The sequence below is a fragment of the Rhizobium sp. F40D2 genome (genome assembly GCF_051810745.2).
Taxonomy (GTDB): domain Bacteria; phylum Pseudomonadota; class Alphaproteobacteria; order Rhizobiales; family Rhizobiaceae; genus Rhizobium.
On sequence record NZ_JBPWQX020000004.1, the window covers coordinates 164,096 to 179,839 of the forward strand.

A 15,744-nucleotide genomic window follows, 5' to 3' on the forward strand; every position below is an offset into this window, starting at 1 on the left:
AGATGCGACGGCCACGGCGGAGCGCGCGTGTGCGCCGAAGGAAAGGGATTGGCCGATCGCAGGCGGACATATCTTTGCTGCAGCATGCCCCATGAGTTTCTGGCCGGACAACGGCTTCGCTCATCGCGCTGGGACGTTCTTCATCAGCCTTCTTTGATCTGAATCAAAGAGCCCGAGTCCATTTCACGTATAGTTAACATAAGAACTGAGCGACAAGCATATCCAATCTATATGCCAGATTACTCGCATGGCCGAGTAATACGATAATTGTTGTTGCCCATATGCATCCGGCCACAAAGGAGAGCTGGATGTGTGCTTTGAATGCCGCAGTCGGACGCGAGGGCCGCGACTTCCGAATTCGACGCGAAGAGGCCAGACACGGGACGATACGGGCACTGACGCCGCGAGCGTCGCATTGGATGCGTGCGAACTTCGCCGATCATTGTGCTGAGGAAGACCAGATTATCAAGACGGATCTGATCAACGCGAACGCGCTGATCAGCAAAGCTCGTTCGGTTGGTTTGCTGACGGAATATGTCGGGCCGGATGCCACCTTCTATTTTTGATGGGGAAGAAGATGCGCATATCAGCAGCAATTATCGTTTCTTCTCTCGGTATCATCGGTCTGATGAGCCTCGACGAGGCACGCAACCAGGTTTCGATGGGTCCGCGGATAGTTTTGCCGGCGATGGTTTCTCCGGAGCAAAACCGGACCCAGCAATCGCGCCTACGGCTTGATAAATTGCGCGGAGCATTGCTCCAGCAAAAGCAACGGCTGCGCGCGAAATCTGCAAACGACGGGATCGTGCTTCCCACTTAACGGATGCGCCTTCGTCGGTTGCCTGACAGAAATCCCTGAAGCTGAAAGGAGCAGGCCATGGACGATATTACCCTGAGACAGAACACTCCCGGTTTAGCTTGAATGGTTGTTGAAATGGCATCTGGAATCATCAGCTTCACGATCCGCCCGCTTCAGGTAATTCAAATCGAGCGGGCCTACGTAGTGGCCCAGGCGGCGATGCCAGATCTGACACTCGAGCAATTCCAGCAAGAGTGCGCTGCCGTCTTGCATCCTGAATTGGGTGACGATCGAGTGATCGAACATTTTCGCCAGTCGCAGCAAATTCGAGATGCTGGCCCTTCCTGGCGCTATGTCGATAGCGGAATGGAAGGGTGCAACTTCACCGTCGCGACAGACATCAACGATCATATCCGCGGTTTGTGTTACGCTCGAATTGAAGCACATCCGATCGCGGGGCGCTTGTTCGATGTTCCGATCTTCATTGTCGTGAGCCTGCATCAGGAGCAGGAGATCGCCGCAAGGCTTTTTGCCTTCATGAAGAGAAGGGCCGTCGACACCCGATGTGACTATCTAAGGGTCTGGGCCCTCAGGCGAGAAAATTGGAGCCTGCTTAATGACGATCAATTCCGTGATCGGTGGGATCATGGAACGATCTACCCGCTTTGATCCGCCCTCCAGGACCGCGGTTGGTCGCAGATCGACCGTAACGAGAGTCGACGAAGGCGTTGGATCATACGGCGGCCGCCAGCGCACATCCGGTTGGATCGCGCCAACCCGTTGCCTGTTACAGACTGTTACACAAATGCACCGTCTTTAACACGCACGGCATCGGCATGTTACCGGCAGCCCGTCAATTGTCGTCATTGACAGTACGGAGGGATGAAGATGCTGCACACCGCCAATTTTCACCACGCGAAGGAAGTCGCCAATGTGGCATTTCTCGGCTCCGAGGCGACCTGCCTGCTGGGGCTATTTAAGAAACTGCCCGTCGAGCGTTTGGCGGCCGGCCAATCGCTGTTCTTCGAGGGCGATGCAGCCAAACATCTCTTCGAGGTCGTCGAGGGTAGCCTGCGCATCTTCAAGATCATCTCCGACGGCCGCCGCGTCATCACAGGATTCCTGCATGCAGGAGACATCATCGGCGTGTCGCTGAAGGACCGCTATCTCTACAGCGCCGAAACCGTCACCGATACCAGGATCCGACGCATCTCACGCAAGAGTTTCGATGCGGAAGTCGCCAATTCGCCGGATTTGCGGCCGGAGGTCTTCGCCCGCCTCTGCGACGAGATGGCCGCGGCTCAGGAGCAGATGGTGCTCCTCTCCCGCAAGAATGCCGAGGAACGGGTCTGTAGCTTTCTTCGAAAGGAACTCCTTCGCGTTTGCGAAGAGCGAGCCGATCTGGTCATCGAGCTGCCGATGACCCGTCTCGACATTGCCGACTACCTCGGGCTGACGATCGAGACGGTTTCGCGGACGATGACAAAACTGAACAATAAGGGGATTGTCGCGCCAGCAGGCCGTCACTCGATCCGCATCCTGAAACGGTCTGCCCTGACACAACTCGCCGGGAATGACGATGGTTATCTCGACAACACAGTGGAGCTGGCTGCATATGCCCGGCGGCCACACCATTGAGAATTGTGATCTCGCCGGCCACAGCAGCCGAAGACGAAATAACAACTTCATTCGAGCGGCGGGCTTGGCCCCGTACTGCCAGGGCTATGGCTCATTCACCGCCAGGCGAGAAAGGATTGATCGCTGTAGACTGGCACGACGATGATCGAAATGGAGCACGAGAAGCGCGCATATCACACAACCGCCGTTCAACGAACATCGCGTGCGATGCTGTAACCCCTTATCTTATCGTCACGATCGGCAAATAAAGATCGAAAATGTGACCCTGCAGAGAAACTGAACGGCGCAATGATCCATCATGAAGTTCCGCAATGCGTTCAACAATCTTCAATCCGATTCCAAATCCCTCAGTATTCTGAAGTGGGCAGCTTGAATCGTTCCGCCTGTCCTCGACCTGGATACCGGATTCCCCCACCCTGATGATGATGTTCGTCGAGGCGGGCGTGTGGCGAACCGCATTCTCAACGAGGTTGCGAAGGGCATCTTTCAACAGGGCCGGCATGGCCCTGACAATCGCGGTCTCGACATGAGAAAACACTTCGAGCGAATGCCGGTTCTCGTAAACCCAAGGCGCGAGCTGTTCGGCTACGCTTGTGCAAAGGACAACGAGATCAACCTCTTCGAACATGCTGTGATCGAAAGTGTCCAACCGCGCCAGCCCAGTCAGCTGGCTGACGAAATGCACGAGATCGTCGAGATCGGCTTCGGCCTTCCGCGCCCTTGGATGGTCGATGCGGCCAAGTTCGAGCTTGATCGCCGCAAGCGGCGTGCGAACCTCATGCGCAATGCCGGATGTCAGTATCCTTTGCGACCTCATGAGTTCCCCGATGCGCTGAACGGCACGGTTTACAGCCACGGCAAGATGAGCGATTTCACGCGGCATTCCCTCGAACGGCAGATGAGATCTGGAATCCAGCGGATCGATGAGTTCGGCGGCATCGGCCGCCACCTTGACAGGCTTGAGCGCGCGGCGCACCGATAACAGGGTCGCGCCGAGCACAAGTCCGAGCAGAATACTCATCGGCACGATCATGTGTTCCAGGATTTCGTTCCAGAAGACATCGGATGCAAGGTTCTCCGGATCGCCCAAGGTAGCGACATCGACCACGATCCGCTGCTCGCCGATATTGAAAGCGCGCCCGCCGACCAGCGTAAGCGGCTTCCCCGGCTTGATGGTCCGAAGCCAGAAGTCCGGCGGATTGACCTCCGCAGGCAGGAAACGGCTTTCGCAGGCATCATCGCAAGATTCAAAGATCAGATCTCCGCGGCCGTCCCTTATGCGGGCGACATAACCGGTCTGCGGATGAGCATAACGTCGGCCTACGGCTTCCGGCAGCCTGTAGCTGACGGCGCCGTCGCGACTACCCACGCCCGAGACAAGCCGTTCGGTCTCCTGTTCGACATAAAGGCGGGAAAGCTCGCCCACATTCCAATAGTAATCGGAAAAGATGACAGCGAGCTGGACAAGCATCGCGAGCATGGCGAAGAACACGATCCTCCGCGTCAGAATGGCTGTCAGCGTGGGATTGGACCTGATCAAACGTACCCCTCGCGCAACATGTAACCGACGCCTCGCACGGTTTCGATGACGGCATCGACGGGGTGTCCCTCCAGCTTACGCCGAAGCCTCGAAACCGCCAGCTCGACGGCATTGCTGCTGCGTTCGTCGCCGAATTCGGAAAACGCATGCTCGATCTTGCGCTTGGAGACCACCTTCCCGCCATTGCGCATCAGCAGTTCGAGCAGCGACTTTTCCGATGGAGCGAGCGCGATCTCGATACCGTTGCAAGTGACCTGGCGGGACGCCATGTCGAAGCGAAGCGCAGCAGATTCCAGTGTCGGCATGGTCGTTACCGGCGAACGACGCATCAGAGCGCGAACCCGGGCGATCAACTCGCCGTTGTTGAACGGCTTGACGAGATAGTCGTCCGCACCGGCGTCCAGCCCGGCGATCCGCTCGTCGATGGCTCCGCGCGCCGTCAGCACGAGCACGGGGATCTGTTGCTTCGCCAGACGCAGGGATTTAAGAATGTCGAGCCCGTCCTCATCAGGCAGCCCGAGATCGAGAAGCAGGAGATCGTAGCTCGCCGCCTCAAGCGAAAGCCGGCCTTCGCTTGCCGTCGCAAAGGCATCGATTCGCCACCCGGCTTCGCGGATGGCTTCGCATAGAAGCTCGCGAAGCCGGGCGCTGTCTTCGATGAGAAGAATTCTCATGCTTTCTTTCGACCTGTCACCATCGACCAGACGAGATTTTCCTTATGCCTCCAGCTCTCGATCACTGCCGCTCCGGCATGGATGAAGGCAAGCATCATGATGCCGTTGGCAATGGCACCGTGCACTTCCTCCAGCCATTTGTCTCCCCAGAAGGCGTCGAGTGTGGTCATCCAGCCGGTCAGTGCAGTGGCGGCGAGAAGCGCCATCAGACCCAGCATCATAATGGATGCCACGGGATTGTGGCCGATATAGCGTCGTTCCCTGCCCTCTATCATGCCGAGAATCTGGGCTCTAACTTTGCCTGGCGTCGGAAAAAAGTCCCCGAAGCGCGCATGCCTGGTTCCGATGAAACCCCAGATGACGCGCAGCACGATGGCCACGGCAACCACATAGCCGGTTTGACGGTGCCAGTATTTCCCTTCTTCCAGGATAAACAGGTTGAGGATGCAGGCACTAACGATGGTCCAGTGAAACAGCCTGACGATCGGGTCCCAGACCTTGACGGTGCCGCTTGCGGCCTCGGAGGGCCTTGAGCCCTCCTTCTTCTGCAACTGAACGGCCGTCATGATCAATCGCCGTTCTGGACGATTTCGCCCGACACCGGATTGAAATAGACCTCGGCGCGGTTGCCATCCTTGTCCTTGCCGTAGATCTCGTAGCAGCTTCCGGTGATTTCGAAGGTTTTCACCTTGTAGCCCATCGTGTCGATCTTTGCCTTCATGGCATTCTCGGGCATCCATTTGGACTTCGGCTCCTTGGTGCAGCTTGGGCTGGCGAGCGCCAGAGCCGGAGTTGCGGCCAGGATTGCGAGGGCGGCAATTAATTTCATCTTCATGGTTCGATCCTTTGCTTCTGCCTTCTGTGAGGCGACGAGCCATTGGATATTGGCCGGAAGCTGTCTGTTCGCTGTCTACGAAACCATTCAGTTTCGTGGACACGACCATTGCAGCTCAGTCCAATAGCTCCCGAAGCCGGATCATTAGCGCGCGGGCCGTGTAAGGCTTTTTAAGCCAGCTCGCGGATGAGGCCAGCTCGCGGCCGGCGATCGTCGGTTCGGCATAGCCGGACGTGAACAAGATCTTGATACCGGGATTGCGCGTCCTCACAACACCGGCAAGTTCGTCGCCGGTCATGCCCCCGGGCATGACGATATCGGTGAACAGCAAGGCGATATCGGGATGCTCGTCCAGGCGCTCGAGCGCTTCGAGACCCGTTGCCGCCTCGACAATCTCGTAGCCGGCGCCAATGAGCCGCGAGACTGCGACCCGGCGCACGCGCGGATCATCCTCCACAACGAGGATTTTTTTCGCTACCGCCAGGGATGTTCGGCTGAGGCCACTGCTCCGCCGCTGGTTTGCCAGCGTTCTCAGGTGCCTTGTGCGCCGCCGGCAGGAAGACGCGCACGCACGTGCCCCGGTCGACCTCGCTGTATAGCTGGGCATACCCGCCTGACTGCTTGGCAAAGCCATAGACCATGGAAAGCCCGAGGCCTGTGCCGGCGCCGACGCCTTTGGTTGTAAAGAAGGGCTCGAACGCCCGCTGCTTGACCTCGGCCGTCATGCCGCCCCCGGTGTCGGTCACCGAAACCAGCACATACTCGCCGGTTCGCACTTCAGGATACATCTTGGCGTGATCGGCATTGCGCTTTACACGCGAGATCCCGATCGAGACCTGCCCGCCGCGGGGCATGGCGTCCCTGGCGTTAATCACCAGGTTCAACAATGCATTTTGCAGCTGCGAGCTATCGACCAGCGCCTTGTTCGCGGAGCCGGTGATGATGGTGCGGAATTCGATTGACTCGCCGAGTGTGCGTCGCAGCAGTTCCGAAAAGCCTGAAACGAGGTGGGAGACGTCGACTAGCTTGGGATTGAGCGGCTGGCGGCGGCCGAATGCGAGCAGTTGGCCCGTCAGTTTTGCACCGTCGTCAGTGGCATCCTGCGCCTCACGCAACAGCGGCCGCAGTTTTTCGTCCGACAGCTTGTCCTCTATCATTTCGAGGTTGCCGCTGATGACGGTCAGAAGATTGTTGAAGTCGTGCGCCAGCCCGCCCGTCAGCTGGCCGATCGCCTCCATTTTCTGCGACTGGCGCAGTTCTTCATCGATCCTCTGGCGGCTCGTCAGGTCGCGAATGAAGCCGGTAAAGATCTGCTTGCCGTTGGCGATAGCCTCCCCCACCGAAAGCTCCATGGGGAATACCGAGCCGTTCTTGCGTTGCCCTGTCACCACCCGGCCGTAGCCGATGATTCGCCGCTCCCCGGTCGTTAGGTAACGCGAGAGGTAACCGTCATGCGCATCCCGGTCCGGCTGTGGCATAAGCATCTTCACGTTCCTGCCGAAGACCTCCTCGACGGAATAGCCGAAAAGGCGTTCGGCCGCAGCACTGAAAGAAGAAATGGTGCCGGCTTTGTCTATGACGATCATCGCCTCCGGGACGGTATCCAGGATGGAGCGCAAATGCGCTTCTCGCCCTGCGAGGTCGTCCTGGACTCTTCTGATTTCGGTTACGTCGTTGTTGGTCTGGACGATCATCACGTCGGAAGAGGAGAGATTGATCCCGACCCAGCGTGTGGCGATGAAGAGCCTGCGCCCGTCCTTGTGGCGATGCTTCACCTCCCCTTCCCACGCTCCTTCCCTCCGAACGGCCTCGCGGATTTCTTCTACTGAACAGGGGAACTGCGTTGCCAGGAGCTCATGAACGACCCGCCCAAGCGCCTCTTCCCGCGACCAGCCGTAAAGATTTTCGCAGCCGCCGGTCCATCGGCTGACCACTCCGTCGAAGCCGTGAATGATCAGATTGGCTCCATCGAGCAGACGCGCGACCTCGATGAGTTCACTTTCGGTTGTCGGGCCGATCATCTCCTCACCGTTCATGGCACTTCTTCGTTGCAGCATCAGTGGCGCGGACTTCACGGTAAGCGTTCATGCCTCGTTTGTCGCCATCATGTTGGCCGTTATCGCCACAGATTATAGCAGTGTTCTACATTTTTCACGATGTGGAGGGAGTGGCACCCGGTCAGGCGAGGCTGACTGACCGGCCGGCTTCGTCACTATCTCCGAAACCGCGCCGATGGTCAGGTCGAGATAGTCCGCAACCTTGGGGCCTATTGAGGGCAGGCTCTGTGGAGAGTGTGGCTTCCTGGTTGTATTCTGACGATGTCACCGACACGCTGAAACGCTCACGGCCGGAGCGGCGCATGACGTCGCACGCGGCGTCCGCTCTCCCGCGAGCGGGATCGATTGTTTCGGGAGTTGGCGAAGAGTGCCCTCGCCGCTCCGCGTCAGTTTACTGAGATGCGATTGTCGACCCTGGTGACGCCCGGAACAGACCAGGCAGCCCGTTCAGCAGCTCGGCGCTCGTTCCAGGAGTGAACGCCGCCTTCCAATGTCACGTTGCCGTCGATCACGCCAGCATGGATGCCGGAAGCTTCGATCTCCGCATTGCGACGCAGCGCGTTCTCGATCCGCTCCCCGATGTCCGCGGCGCTGGCGGTGGGACGAATGGTCACGAGATTGACGATGGCAACGACGCCGCCGAGTTTCCTGACTGCATTCTCCGCTGCAATGCGCTGGAAGTGCCAAGGCACTTCACCGGTCAGGGTCACGCAGCCCCGCTGGACGGTTACGCCGATTGCAGCATCCGGAAGCGCCGTATCCCAACTTATGATCTTCAGCGCTCTTGCTGCGATTTCATCGTCGGCATGTTTCTTTCGCTCTGGATACCGGATCTGAATTTCTTCGGCGATCGCCCGCACGCCCCTGACTCGTCGTACGGCAGCTTCGGCAGCTGCTTTTTCCGCATAGCTTCCGACATGGCCGGACAAGGTGACAATGCCGTTTTCGACAGCAACGCCGATATTGGCGGCGTCAATGCTCGGTTCGAACTCCAGCTCATCCAAGACGTCCTGGTGAATGGTTGTGTCGTTCATCTGCTCTCTCCGCTGTTGAGTTGATAGGGGTGGCACCTCAAACGAAGTCTGTACCTATCCAGGCAGCTCTGCATTGCGATCGATCAAAGATCGGCGCTATCGCTGAACGCCGCTCAAGGCGTCAGCACGGCTGCTCCGATCAACCGGCCGGCCCTGAGATCGTCGAGCGCCCTATTGGCCTCCAGAAGTGGATAGACGGTCGTATGGGTCCTGACGCCTGCCTCGCTGGCGACGGGAAAGAATTCCTCCGCGTCCCTGCGGGTGAGATTTGCGACGGAAACCACGCTGCGCTCGCCCCAGATCAGCGCATAGGGCATTGCCGGAAGATCGCTCATATGGATGCCGCCGCAGACGATCCTGCCTCCTTTGCGCACGGCCTTCAATGCAGCTGGTACGAGTTCGCCGACCGGTGCGAAGATGATCGCCGCGTCCAGCATCACAGGTGGAGGTTCATCCGAGCTTCCCGCCCAGACCGCGCCGAGGCTGAGTGCGAAGCGTTGCGCCGCATCATCGCCGGCGCGAGAAAAGGCATAGACCTCGCGTCCCTGCCAGCAACAGATCTGCGCGACGATGTGGGCGGCCGCGCCGAACCCGTAAAGCCCGATCCTGTGGCCGTTGCCCGCCTTCTTCAGCGACCGCCACCCGATAAGACCGGCGCAAAGCAGCGGCGCCAACGCGATGGGATCGGCTTGGCTGTCGAGCGCGAAGGCGTAATCGGCGTCCGCAACGACATGTGTGGCAAAACCGCCATCTCGGGTGTAGCCGGTAAATTGCGGCTGGTCGCAAAGATTCTCCTCGCCGTTGCGGCAAAAGGAGCAGCTGCCGCATGTATGCCCAAGCCAGGGCACGCCGACCCGTTGGCCGACCCGCGATGAAGGCACCCCGGCACCGACGGCCTCGACGATGCCGACGATCTCATGCCCGGGAACGAGCGGAAGCTTCGGATCGGCAAGGTCGCCATCACAGACGTGGAGGTCGGTCCTGCAGACGGCGCAGGCCTCCGTTCTCAACATCAATTGGCCCGCTCCGGGCACGGGATCTGGCCGCTCGATCGCGCATAGGGGCGATCCGACCGCTTCGAGTATCATTGCTCGCATAACCTCTTCCTCATCTCGTCGATTGCGAACCTCCGGCAGAGACTATCCTCTTGCCGCTCTCGGATGAAGCAAGATCAGGTCGGCAAAACGCGTGGGCTTTGATCGGCGTCAAGGATCAAGGGCGAACCGGTTGAGAAATGCGCCGCTCTTCGCGTTGGTCGATGTCGGGAATGCGGGCCGCCTGTATAATCCGCCGACGACCGTGGGCGGCTCGATCGTCGGCACGCGCCGCGACCTCGACGACGTCAAAAGTATATTTTTTGGCCGGCCGCGAGGCGGGGACGATCGAGGGGCCGAATGGCGTTCGATTTCGCAGGAGAGGCAAGCGTATTCGAATGCAAGTCCGCAACATAGCTGGCGGCGCCGCCCGATGTCTCCGCCGTCCGGGGAAGCGGCAGAGACATCCGCGTTTCCGGCCAGAGCAGCCGTCCCGGAGGCTGCACCGATCGCCGAGCCCAAAGTTTGATGCCGATCAAAGTGTTCCACCTGCATCGTATTACATTGGTTCCACCGTTTCAGAGCAACTGCCGCCTCATTCACGATGCTGGTGCGCTGAGTTGGCCGGCGGGGTGCCAAACATGCGCTCACATGGAGTCGAAAAATGCTCGTTCAAGCCATCATGACATCACCGGCCATCACCGTGACTGCATCCTGTTCCGTCGCAGAAGCAGCCAAGCTGATGCTCGATAACAGAATCAGCGGGTTGCCGGTCGTCGACGCCAACGGCGCGCTCGTCGGCATTGTCAGCGAAGGGGATTTCCTGCGCCGTAGCGAGTTGAACACGGAACGCAAACGGTCGTGGCTGCTCGAATGGTTGACGAGTCCGGGAAAGATCGCCGCCGAATATGTCCGCACCCATGGGCGGCGGGTCGAAGAGGTGATGACCTCGCCGGTCAGTGCGATTGCGCCAACCGCCCCCATTTCCGACGCAGTGAAATTGATGGAACGTCAGGATATCAAGCGCCTGCCCGTCGTCGCCGATGGCAGGCTTGTCGGCATCGTCGCCCGCTCCGATCTGCTGCGCGGCCTCTCGCAGGCCCTGCCAGCCAGCCCGGTTTGCGCCGGGGATGCGCAGATTCAAGCGGCCGTCGAAGCTGAACTTGCAAGGCAAAGCTGGAGCCGCAACGGCTTCATCCATTGCCACGTCGCCGATGGCGTTGCCGAACTGACAGGAACCATCTTTGACGAGCGCGAGCGCCTGGCCGCAAGAGTCGCGGCTGAGAATGTTGCAGGCGTCGCGTCGGTCAGAGACCTGCTCGTCTGGATCGACCCCTATTATGGAATAGCGTTGCCGCCGCCGGACGCCGAGGCCAGTCAGGCCTGAAATTTGAGGAGACGAAACATGGAACATCCAGCCTTCAACGATCGTACGGCACGATTGCTTGCCGCGTCGATGCTAGCAATGTCGGCCCCCTCCCTGCTTCTCCTTCCCAATTTGGGAAAACTTGCTCTCTCATCAGCAAATTTTGCCCTCTGTGGGCTGCTCCTGTACACAGGCCGGACACGTCCGGATGCTGGAGCGCGGCAATGGGAACGGGGGGCGATTGCCACATGGCTTGCCGTCTCACCGTGTCTGCTCGGCTTCGAACACGTCACGATGAGCCTCTGGGTAACTGTCGCCTGCGCCGTCCTCCTCTTTCATCCCGCCGCCTGGATGGCCGGTCGGCGGGAAGCGCCACAAAGCGTGGAGACCCGGGTCCGCCACTCGCAGTGGCGCCGGCCGTTCTGATCAAAGAGAGGCTGGCCGTTGCGGCAGAGGACAGGCCGCAAATCGGCGGCTGTTGTTGGAAACTATTAGAAGCACCAATGGAGGCCACGATAAAAATGCCGAAAAGCCTGTTCGGTTTCGTGCTCCTCATTGGCCGCTATCACCAGATCGGGATCGCTGCCCTTTCCATTATCTTGTTTCTCGCCGGCACCGCGCCGTTGGAAATCCAGAGGCGCATCATCAATGCCGCCACAGACGGCGCTCCCTATCAGTCCATCCTGATCCTCGTCCTTGCCTATCTCGGCCTCGTCCTGCTTGAGGGCCTGACCAAGTTGATGCTGAACATCTATCGCGCCTGGATCGGCGAAGTCGCGGTGCGCTGGCTGCGCAAATCGGCGCTCGCCGCCTCCGAGCGCCAGGACGAGGCTCCCCTCGATGCGCTTGTCGAAGGCGTGCAGCTATCGATCGTCATCGCCGAAGCCGAACCAGTCGGCGGATTCGTCGGCACCAGCGTCTCCGAGCCGCTGCTGCAGGCCGGTATTCTTGTCGCTGTCGGCGGCTATATGATATTTCTGCAGCCCCTGATGGCGCTTGCCGTCGCCATCGTCTTCCTGCCGCAGATCGGCTTCGTGCCGCTGATGCAATCGGCGATCAATCACCAGGTAGAAACCAAGATCACCGTAATGCGCCATGTCAGCCAAAGCATGGTGCAGCATGTTGCCACCAACGATGCGCTCGATGCCCAAGGCGCGCGGGTGGAAAGGCTCTTCTCGCTGAACATGAGTATCTACAAGATCAAGTTTACGATGAATTTCATGATGAACCTGATGACGCAACTTGGCTATGCCGGCATCTTTGCGCTCGGTGGCTATTACGTCGCTACGGGCAACACCGAGATCGGGACGGTAGTCGCCTTCATCTCCGGCCTTTCCAAGATTCGAGATCCGTGGGGCGAATTGATCGATTGGTATCGCGACCTGAGGGTTACGCAGGTCAAATATGCCATGATCCGCGATGCAAGCGCTGCCAGCGGATCACAGGACGAGGCATTCGCTCCCGATACGGCATCCACCATCGATGCCTTGAAGGCCTAAAGCGCGTCGCGATCTTTCGGGCTCGCTCTTCGCTCTTTAGATCTTTGTTTTTACGCATGTCGTTATCGGAAAACCGCGGCACACGTTTGCGCGACATGCTCTATAGCAATTCCAGCAAAATCGTGCCGCGGTTTGCGTCCTGGTTTGCATAAAACACAGAGACGGAGCATCTTCGCGATTTGAAGAAGGACGAACGCGCTTCAAAGCCGCGCGGCGGCTACGGCAACATCTTTCCCGTCCGGCGCAGGCTGTCGTGCCACGCAAGAGCTTCCTCGATGAGATGCGGAGTGTGACCGCCGCGCAGCAAGGCCCGCCGGTAATAACCTCTCAGGGCTTCGCGATAGATTGGATGCACGCAGTTGGCGATGATGATTTCCGCCCGCTCGCGCGGCGCCAGCCCACGGAGATCGGCAAGTCCGATTTCTGTCACCAGAATATCGACATCATGCTCGGTGTGGTCGACATGGCTGACCATTGGCACGACCCGCGAAATCGTTCCGTCCTTGGCCAACGATTTCGTCACGAAGATGGACATGGAGGCATTGCGGGCGAAATCGCCGGAGCCGCCGATGCCGTTCATCATCTGCGTGCCGCCGATATGGGTCGAGTTGACGTTGCCGTAAATATCGAATTCCAGCGCTGTATTGATGGCGATAATGCCGAGCCGGCGGATGACTTCAGGGTGATTGCTGATTTCCTGCGGGCGCAGGATGAGCCGACGCTTGTAATGCTCGAGCTCGGCAAGCACGCGCCGGTGCTTTTCGGTCGACAGCGTTATCGAGGATCCTGAGGCGAAACTGAGCTTGCCGGCGTCCATGAGATCGAAGGTCGAATCCTGCAGCACCTCGGAATACATGGTGAGATCGTGGAAGGGCGCCTCGGTGAAGCTGTGGAGCACCGCATTGGCGATTGTACCGATGCCCGCCTGTAGCGGCAGCAGCCTTTCTGTCAGGCGGCCACGTCGGACCTCACGCAACAGGAATTCGGTGAGGTGGCTGGCGATTAGATCAGTTTCAGCATCCGGCGCCTCCACCGGAGAATCGCTGTCGCTGCTCTGGGTGACGACGATCGCAGCGATCTTTTCTGCAGGGATTGGAATGAAGGGCACGCCGATGCGGCTGTCAGGCGCCATGACAGGGATCGCCTCGCGGCTCGGTCGCCTTGTCGGGATGTAGATGTCATGAAGTCCCTCCAACCCTTCCGGTTGCGACAGGTTGATCTCGACGATCACCTTTGGCGCAAGGATGGCGAAACTCGCCGAATTGCCGACGGAGGTCGTCGGCACTATACCACCATCTTCGGTGATTGCGGTCGCCTCGACGACGGCGATGTCGACCGCAAGCGCGCCGTTGCGCAGGAATTCAACCGTCTCCGACAGGTGCTGATCGATAAACATCACCTCGCCGGAGTTAATGGCGTTGCGCAGGATGGGATCAGATTGGAACGGCAAGCGGCGCGCGATGACATGGGCTTGAGCCAACGTGCTGTCCAAATCGTGGCCGAGCGATGCACCGGTCATCAGTGTGATCTTCAGCGGATCTCGCATTGCTCGCTCCGCTAGCGCCAGCGGCACGGCCTTGGCCTCGCCGGCCCGGGTGAAGCCGCTCATGCCAACGGTCATGCCGTCGGTGATCAGGCGCGCGGCCTCCTCGGCATCGACGATGCGATCCCAGAGCCGTTTGCTCCGAAGCCGGTTCCTGAACATTGCATGCGCCCCTCAATGCGACAGCAGAACCGGCAGGGTGATGTTGGTCAGCACCGCCTGGGTCGCCCCGCCGAGCACGAACTCGCGCAGACGCGAATGACCGAAGCCACCCATCACGAGGAGATCTGCTCGCAATTCGAAAGCCTTGCTCTGCAGGGCCTCTCCGACCGGCTCACCGCGGGCGCGCACCCGCGTCGCCTCCGCCATCACGCCGCTCTTCAGCAGATTCTCAACGAGATAATCGCCCGTCTCGTAGGTTATTGGCTTTTCGTCGATGACCGAAAGCAGATAGACCTTCGACGCCTGCTCCAGGAAAGCCGAAGCATCGTGGGCCGCCCGCGCAGCCGCGCGACTGCCGTCCCAGGCGATTGCGACATGATCGATCCGGCCGCCAAAAGGTGCGGGCGGATAAAGGATGAGCGGTCGCCCGGATCCGAATAGCACTGCCTCGACGATCGGGCGGGAGAGCCCTGCTAGTTCCAGCAGCACGAGATCGTAGGCGCGCGAGGCTTCCGCCAGCGCATCGACGACGAAAGGCTCCTCGACCGTGATTTCGCGCGTACGCACATCGACGGAAGCCGATTGCGCCTCATCGACCGCCCGCTGGGTCAGCACCGAGGCGCGCTTGCGGCTCAGCGCCTCGGCATCCCGCGCCATCTGCGCCGCATCGATGATCAGCGACGACAGCGCATTGGAGACATCGGGAACGGAAATCCCGACCGCACACACGGTCAGCGTCGCCCGCATGTGGTGCGCAAGTGCGACTGCATTGGAGATCATGAATTCCGAAGTCGCATCCGGATAGGTGAGGAGCGGAAGAAAGATGTGCCGTTTCAATGATGGTACTCCGAATGGATAAGCCGAGAGCGGATATTCGTCATTCTGATACTTGCTCCAACTTGAGCATTGACATGGCTCAATGGAACAGCCTGCCGGCTTCACGCGAAGAGAGGCTTCGTTCGAGCTAAATTTGATCTGTCGCAATGATCCAGGCGGCACGGCCGCGGTTGGATTTCATGGATAAGGCGATCCACCTGTTTCGGAGCCGCCGATCAATAAAGCCAGCCGTCCGAGATTGGCTCTGTCAATATCGTCTGGAAGAAGGCGCGTCTGCTGCCCGGATCGCCGCTGTCGCGCGTGCGTTAGCGGTCCCGGCATGATCTTTCCAGCGAATCGGGTTCGGATCATGGTCGCGACCAAGCCGATCGACTTCCGCGAAGACCACGATGGATTGGCAGCGCTGGTCAAGAACGAGCTGCGCAAAGACCCGTTTACTGGGACAGTCTTCGAATTCCGGTTGCGGAGGGCAGAACGGCCGAAGCTGATCTACTGGGATGGAAGCGGTCTGGTGATGGCCTACAAGCGGCTGGAGGACCACACCTTCATTTGGCCAAGTGTCCGGGACGGCTTGATGACCTTGGGCCATGCTCAATTCGAGGCACTTTTGCGCTACTTGACTGGCGTCGGGTTCGTGCTGTTGAGGCAAGAATGCGAACACTGCAGGTGGTATGACTTGCTACAGGATCGCAGAACGCTTATGGATAACATATACAGGTAAACTGT

15 protein-coding genes and 1 pseudogene are annotated in these 15,744 nt (G+C 59.3%); 7 read left to right on the plus strand and 9 right to left on the minus strand.

Annotated elements, in window-relative coordinates; translation table 11 throughout:
• The first annotated feature begins 308 nt into the window (after window positions 1–308).
• From ACS4RS_RS29395 to ACS4RS_RS29410, 4 genes are all read left to right on the plus strand, one after another.
• The gene (locus ACS4RS_RS29395; RefSeq protein ID WP_449314128.1) at window positions 309–566 is read left to right on the plus strand and encodes a hypothetical protein; all 258 of its coding nucleotides are present in this window, start codon (window positions 309–311) and stop codon (window positions 564–566) included.
• 11 nt (window positions 567–577) lie between these two features.
• Window positions 578–820 carry a hypothetical protein gene (locus tag ACS4RS_RS29400; protein ID WP_439012496.1) on the plus strand — a complete coding sequence of 81 codons (243 nt, stop codon included), beginning with the start codon at window positions 578–580 and terminating at the stop codon, window positions 818–820.
• Window positions 821–922: 102 nt separating this feature from the next.
• Window positions 923–1,468 carry a hypothetical protein gene (locus ACS4RS_RS29405; RefSeq protein WP_439012497.1) on the plus strand — a complete coding sequence of 182 codons (546 nt, stop codon included), beginning with the start codon at window positions 923–925 and terminating at the stop codon, window positions 1,466–1,468.
• Window positions 1,469–1,687: 219 nt separating this feature from the next.
• Window positions 1,688–2,437, plus strand: a complete 750-nt coding sequence (locus tag ACS4RS_RS29410; RefSeq protein WP_439012498.1) for a helix-turn-helix domain-containing protein — start codon at window positions 1,688–1,690, stop codon at window positions 2,435–2,437.
• A 220-nt stretch (window positions 2,438–2,657) separates the two neighbouring features.
• Here ACS4RS_RS29410 and ACS4RS_RS29415 read toward each other — a convergent pair whose 3' ends face one another.
• From ACS4RS_RS29415 to ACS4RS_RS29445, 7 genes and pseudogenes are all read right to left on the minus strand, one after another.
• On the minus strand, window positions 2,658–3,977 hold the full coding sequence (locus tag ACS4RS_RS29415) for an ATP-binding protein (protein WP_439012499.1): 1,320 nt from the start codon (window positions 3,975–3,977) through the stop codon (window positions 2,658–2,660).
• On the minus strand, window positions 3,974–4,651 hold the full coding sequence (locus ACS4RS_RS29420; RefSeq protein ID WP_439012500.1) for a response regulator: 678 nt from the start codon (window positions 4,649–4,651) through the stop codon (window positions 3,974–3,976). Before ACS4RS_RS29420 ends, ACS4RS_RS29415 begins: the two co-directional genes overlap by 4 nt.
• A complete protein-coding gene (locus ACS4RS_RS29425) occupies window positions 4,648–5,217 on the minus strand; it encodes a cytochrome b/b6 domain-containing protein (RefSeq protein WP_439012501.1) in 570 nt (189 codons plus the stop codon). Before ACS4RS_RS29425 ends, ACS4RS_RS29420 begins: the two co-directional genes overlap by 4 nt.
• 2 nt (window positions 5,218–5,219) lie before the next feature.
• A complete protein-coding gene (locus ACS4RS_RS29430) occupies window positions 5,220–5,486 on the minus strand; it encodes a PepSY domain-containing protein (RefSeq protein WP_439012502.1) in 267 nt (88 codons plus the stop codon).
• Window positions 5,487–5,601: 115 nt separating this feature from the next.
• Window positions 5,602–7,522 (minus strand): annotated as a pseudogene (locus ACS4RS_RS29435) (PAS domain S-box protein).
• Between the two features lie 407 nt (window positions 7,523–7,929).
• A complete protein-coding gene (locus ACS4RS_RS29440; RefSeq protein ID WP_439012503.1) occupies window positions 7,930–8,577 on the minus strand; it encodes a BON domain-containing protein in 648 nt (215 codons plus the stop codon).
• A gap of 113 nt (window positions 8,578–8,690) precedes the next feature.
• Window positions 8,691–9,674 carry a zinc-dependent alcohol dehydrogenase family protein gene (locus tag ACS4RS_RS29445; RefSeq protein ID WP_439012504.1) on the minus strand — a complete coding sequence of 328 codons (984 nt, stop codon included), beginning with the start codon at window positions 9,672–9,674 and terminating at the stop codon, window positions 8,691–8,693.
• Between the two features lie 601 nt (window positions 9,675–10,275).
• Here ACS4RS_RS29445 and ACS4RS_RS29450 point away from each other — a divergent pair.
• On the plus strand, window positions 10,276–10,998 hold the full coding sequence (locus tag ACS4RS_RS29450; RefSeq protein ID WP_439012505.1) for a CBS domain-containing protein: 723 nt from the start codon (window positions 10,276–10,278) through the stop codon (window positions 10,996–10,998).
• Window positions 10,999–11,498: 500 nt separating this feature from the next.
• Entirely contained in the window at window positions 11,499–12,476 is a 978-nt protein-coding gene (locus ACS4RS_RS29455; RefSeq protein WP_439012506.1) for an ABC transporter transmembrane domain-containing protein, read from the plus strand.
• Between the two features lie 217 nt (window positions 12,477–12,693).
• Here ACS4RS_RS29455 and ACS4RS_RS29460 read toward each other — a convergent pair whose 3' ends face one another.
• Window positions 12,694–14,181 (minus strand): succinate CoA transferase, encoded by a 1,488-nt coding sequence (locus ACS4RS_RS29460; protein ID WP_439012507.1) that lies wholly within the window; start codon window positions 14,179–14,181, stop codon window positions 12,694–12,696.
• 12 nt (window positions 14,182–14,193) lie between these two features.
• Window positions 14,194–15,018 carry a universal stress protein gene (locus ACS4RS_RS29465; protein ID WP_439012508.1) on the minus strand — a complete coding sequence of 275 codons (825 nt, stop codon included), beginning with the start codon at window positions 15,016–15,018 and terminating at the stop codon, window positions 14,194–14,196.
• A gap of 349 nt (window positions 15,019–15,367) precedes the next feature.
• Between ACS4RS_RS29465 and tnpB the strand changes: the two genes are divergently transcribed.
• Window positions 15,368–15,739, plus strand: coding sequence for an IS66 family insertion sequence element accessory protein TnpB (tnpB, locus tag ACS4RS_RS29470; RefSeq protein WP_439012509.1), 372 nt, complete (start codon window positions 15,368–15,370; stop codon window positions 15,737–15,739).
• Window positions 15,740–15,744: the final 5 nt, after the last annotated feature.

Coding starts and splice junctions, on each gene's coding strand:
- ACS4RS_RS29455 (WP_439012506.1), top strand. CDS start 11,499: ATGCCGAAAAGCCTGTTCGGTTTCGTGCTCCTCATTGGCCGCTATCAC.
- ACS4RS_RS29425 (WP_439012501.1), bottom strand. CDS start 5,217: ATGACGGCCGTTCAGTTGCAGAAGAAGGAGGGCTCAAGGCCCTCCGAG.
- ACS4RS_RS29450 (WP_439012505.1), top strand. CDS start 10,276: ATGCTCGTTCAAGCCATCATGACATCACCGGCCATCACCGTGACTGCA.
- ACS4RS_RS29460 (WP_439012507.1), bottom strand. CDS start 14,181: ATGTTCAGGAACCGGCTTCGGAGCAAACGGCTCTGGGATCGCATCGTC.
- ACS4RS_RS29400 (WP_439012496.1), top strand. CDS start 578: ATGCGCATATCAGCAGCAATTATCGTTTCTTCTCTCGGTATCATCGGT.
- ACS4RS_RS29405 (WP_439012497.1), top strand. CDS start 923: ATGGTTGTTGAAATGGCATCTGGAATCATCAGCTTCACGATCCGCCCG.
- tnpB (WP_439012509.1), top strand. CDS start 15,368: ATGGTCGCGACCAAGCCGATCGACTTCCGCGAAGACCACGATGGATTG.
- ACS4RS_RS29395 (WP_449314128.1), top strand. CDS start 309: ATGTGTGCTTTGAATGCCGCAGTCGGACGCGAGGGCCGCGACTTCCGA.
- ACS4RS_RS29440 (WP_439012503.1), bottom strand. CDS start 8,577: ATGAACGACACAACCATTCACCAGGACGTCTTGGATGAGCTGGAGTTC.
- ACS4RS_RS29445 (WP_439012504.1), bottom strand. CDS start 9,674: ATGCGAGCAATGATACTCGAAGCGGTCGGATCGCCCCTATGCGCGATC.
- ACS4RS_RS29420 (WP_439012500.1), bottom strand. CDS start 4,651: ATGAGAATTCTTCTCATCGAAGACAGCGCCCGGCTTCGCGAGCTTCTA.
- ACS4RS_RS29410 (WP_439012498.1), top strand. CDS start 1,688: ATGCTGCACACCGCCAATTTTCACCACGCGAAGGAAGTCGCCAATGTG.
- ACS4RS_RS29430 (WP_439012502.1), bottom strand. CDS start 5,486: ATGAAGATGAAATTAATTGCCGCCCTCGCAATCCTGGCCGCAACTCCG.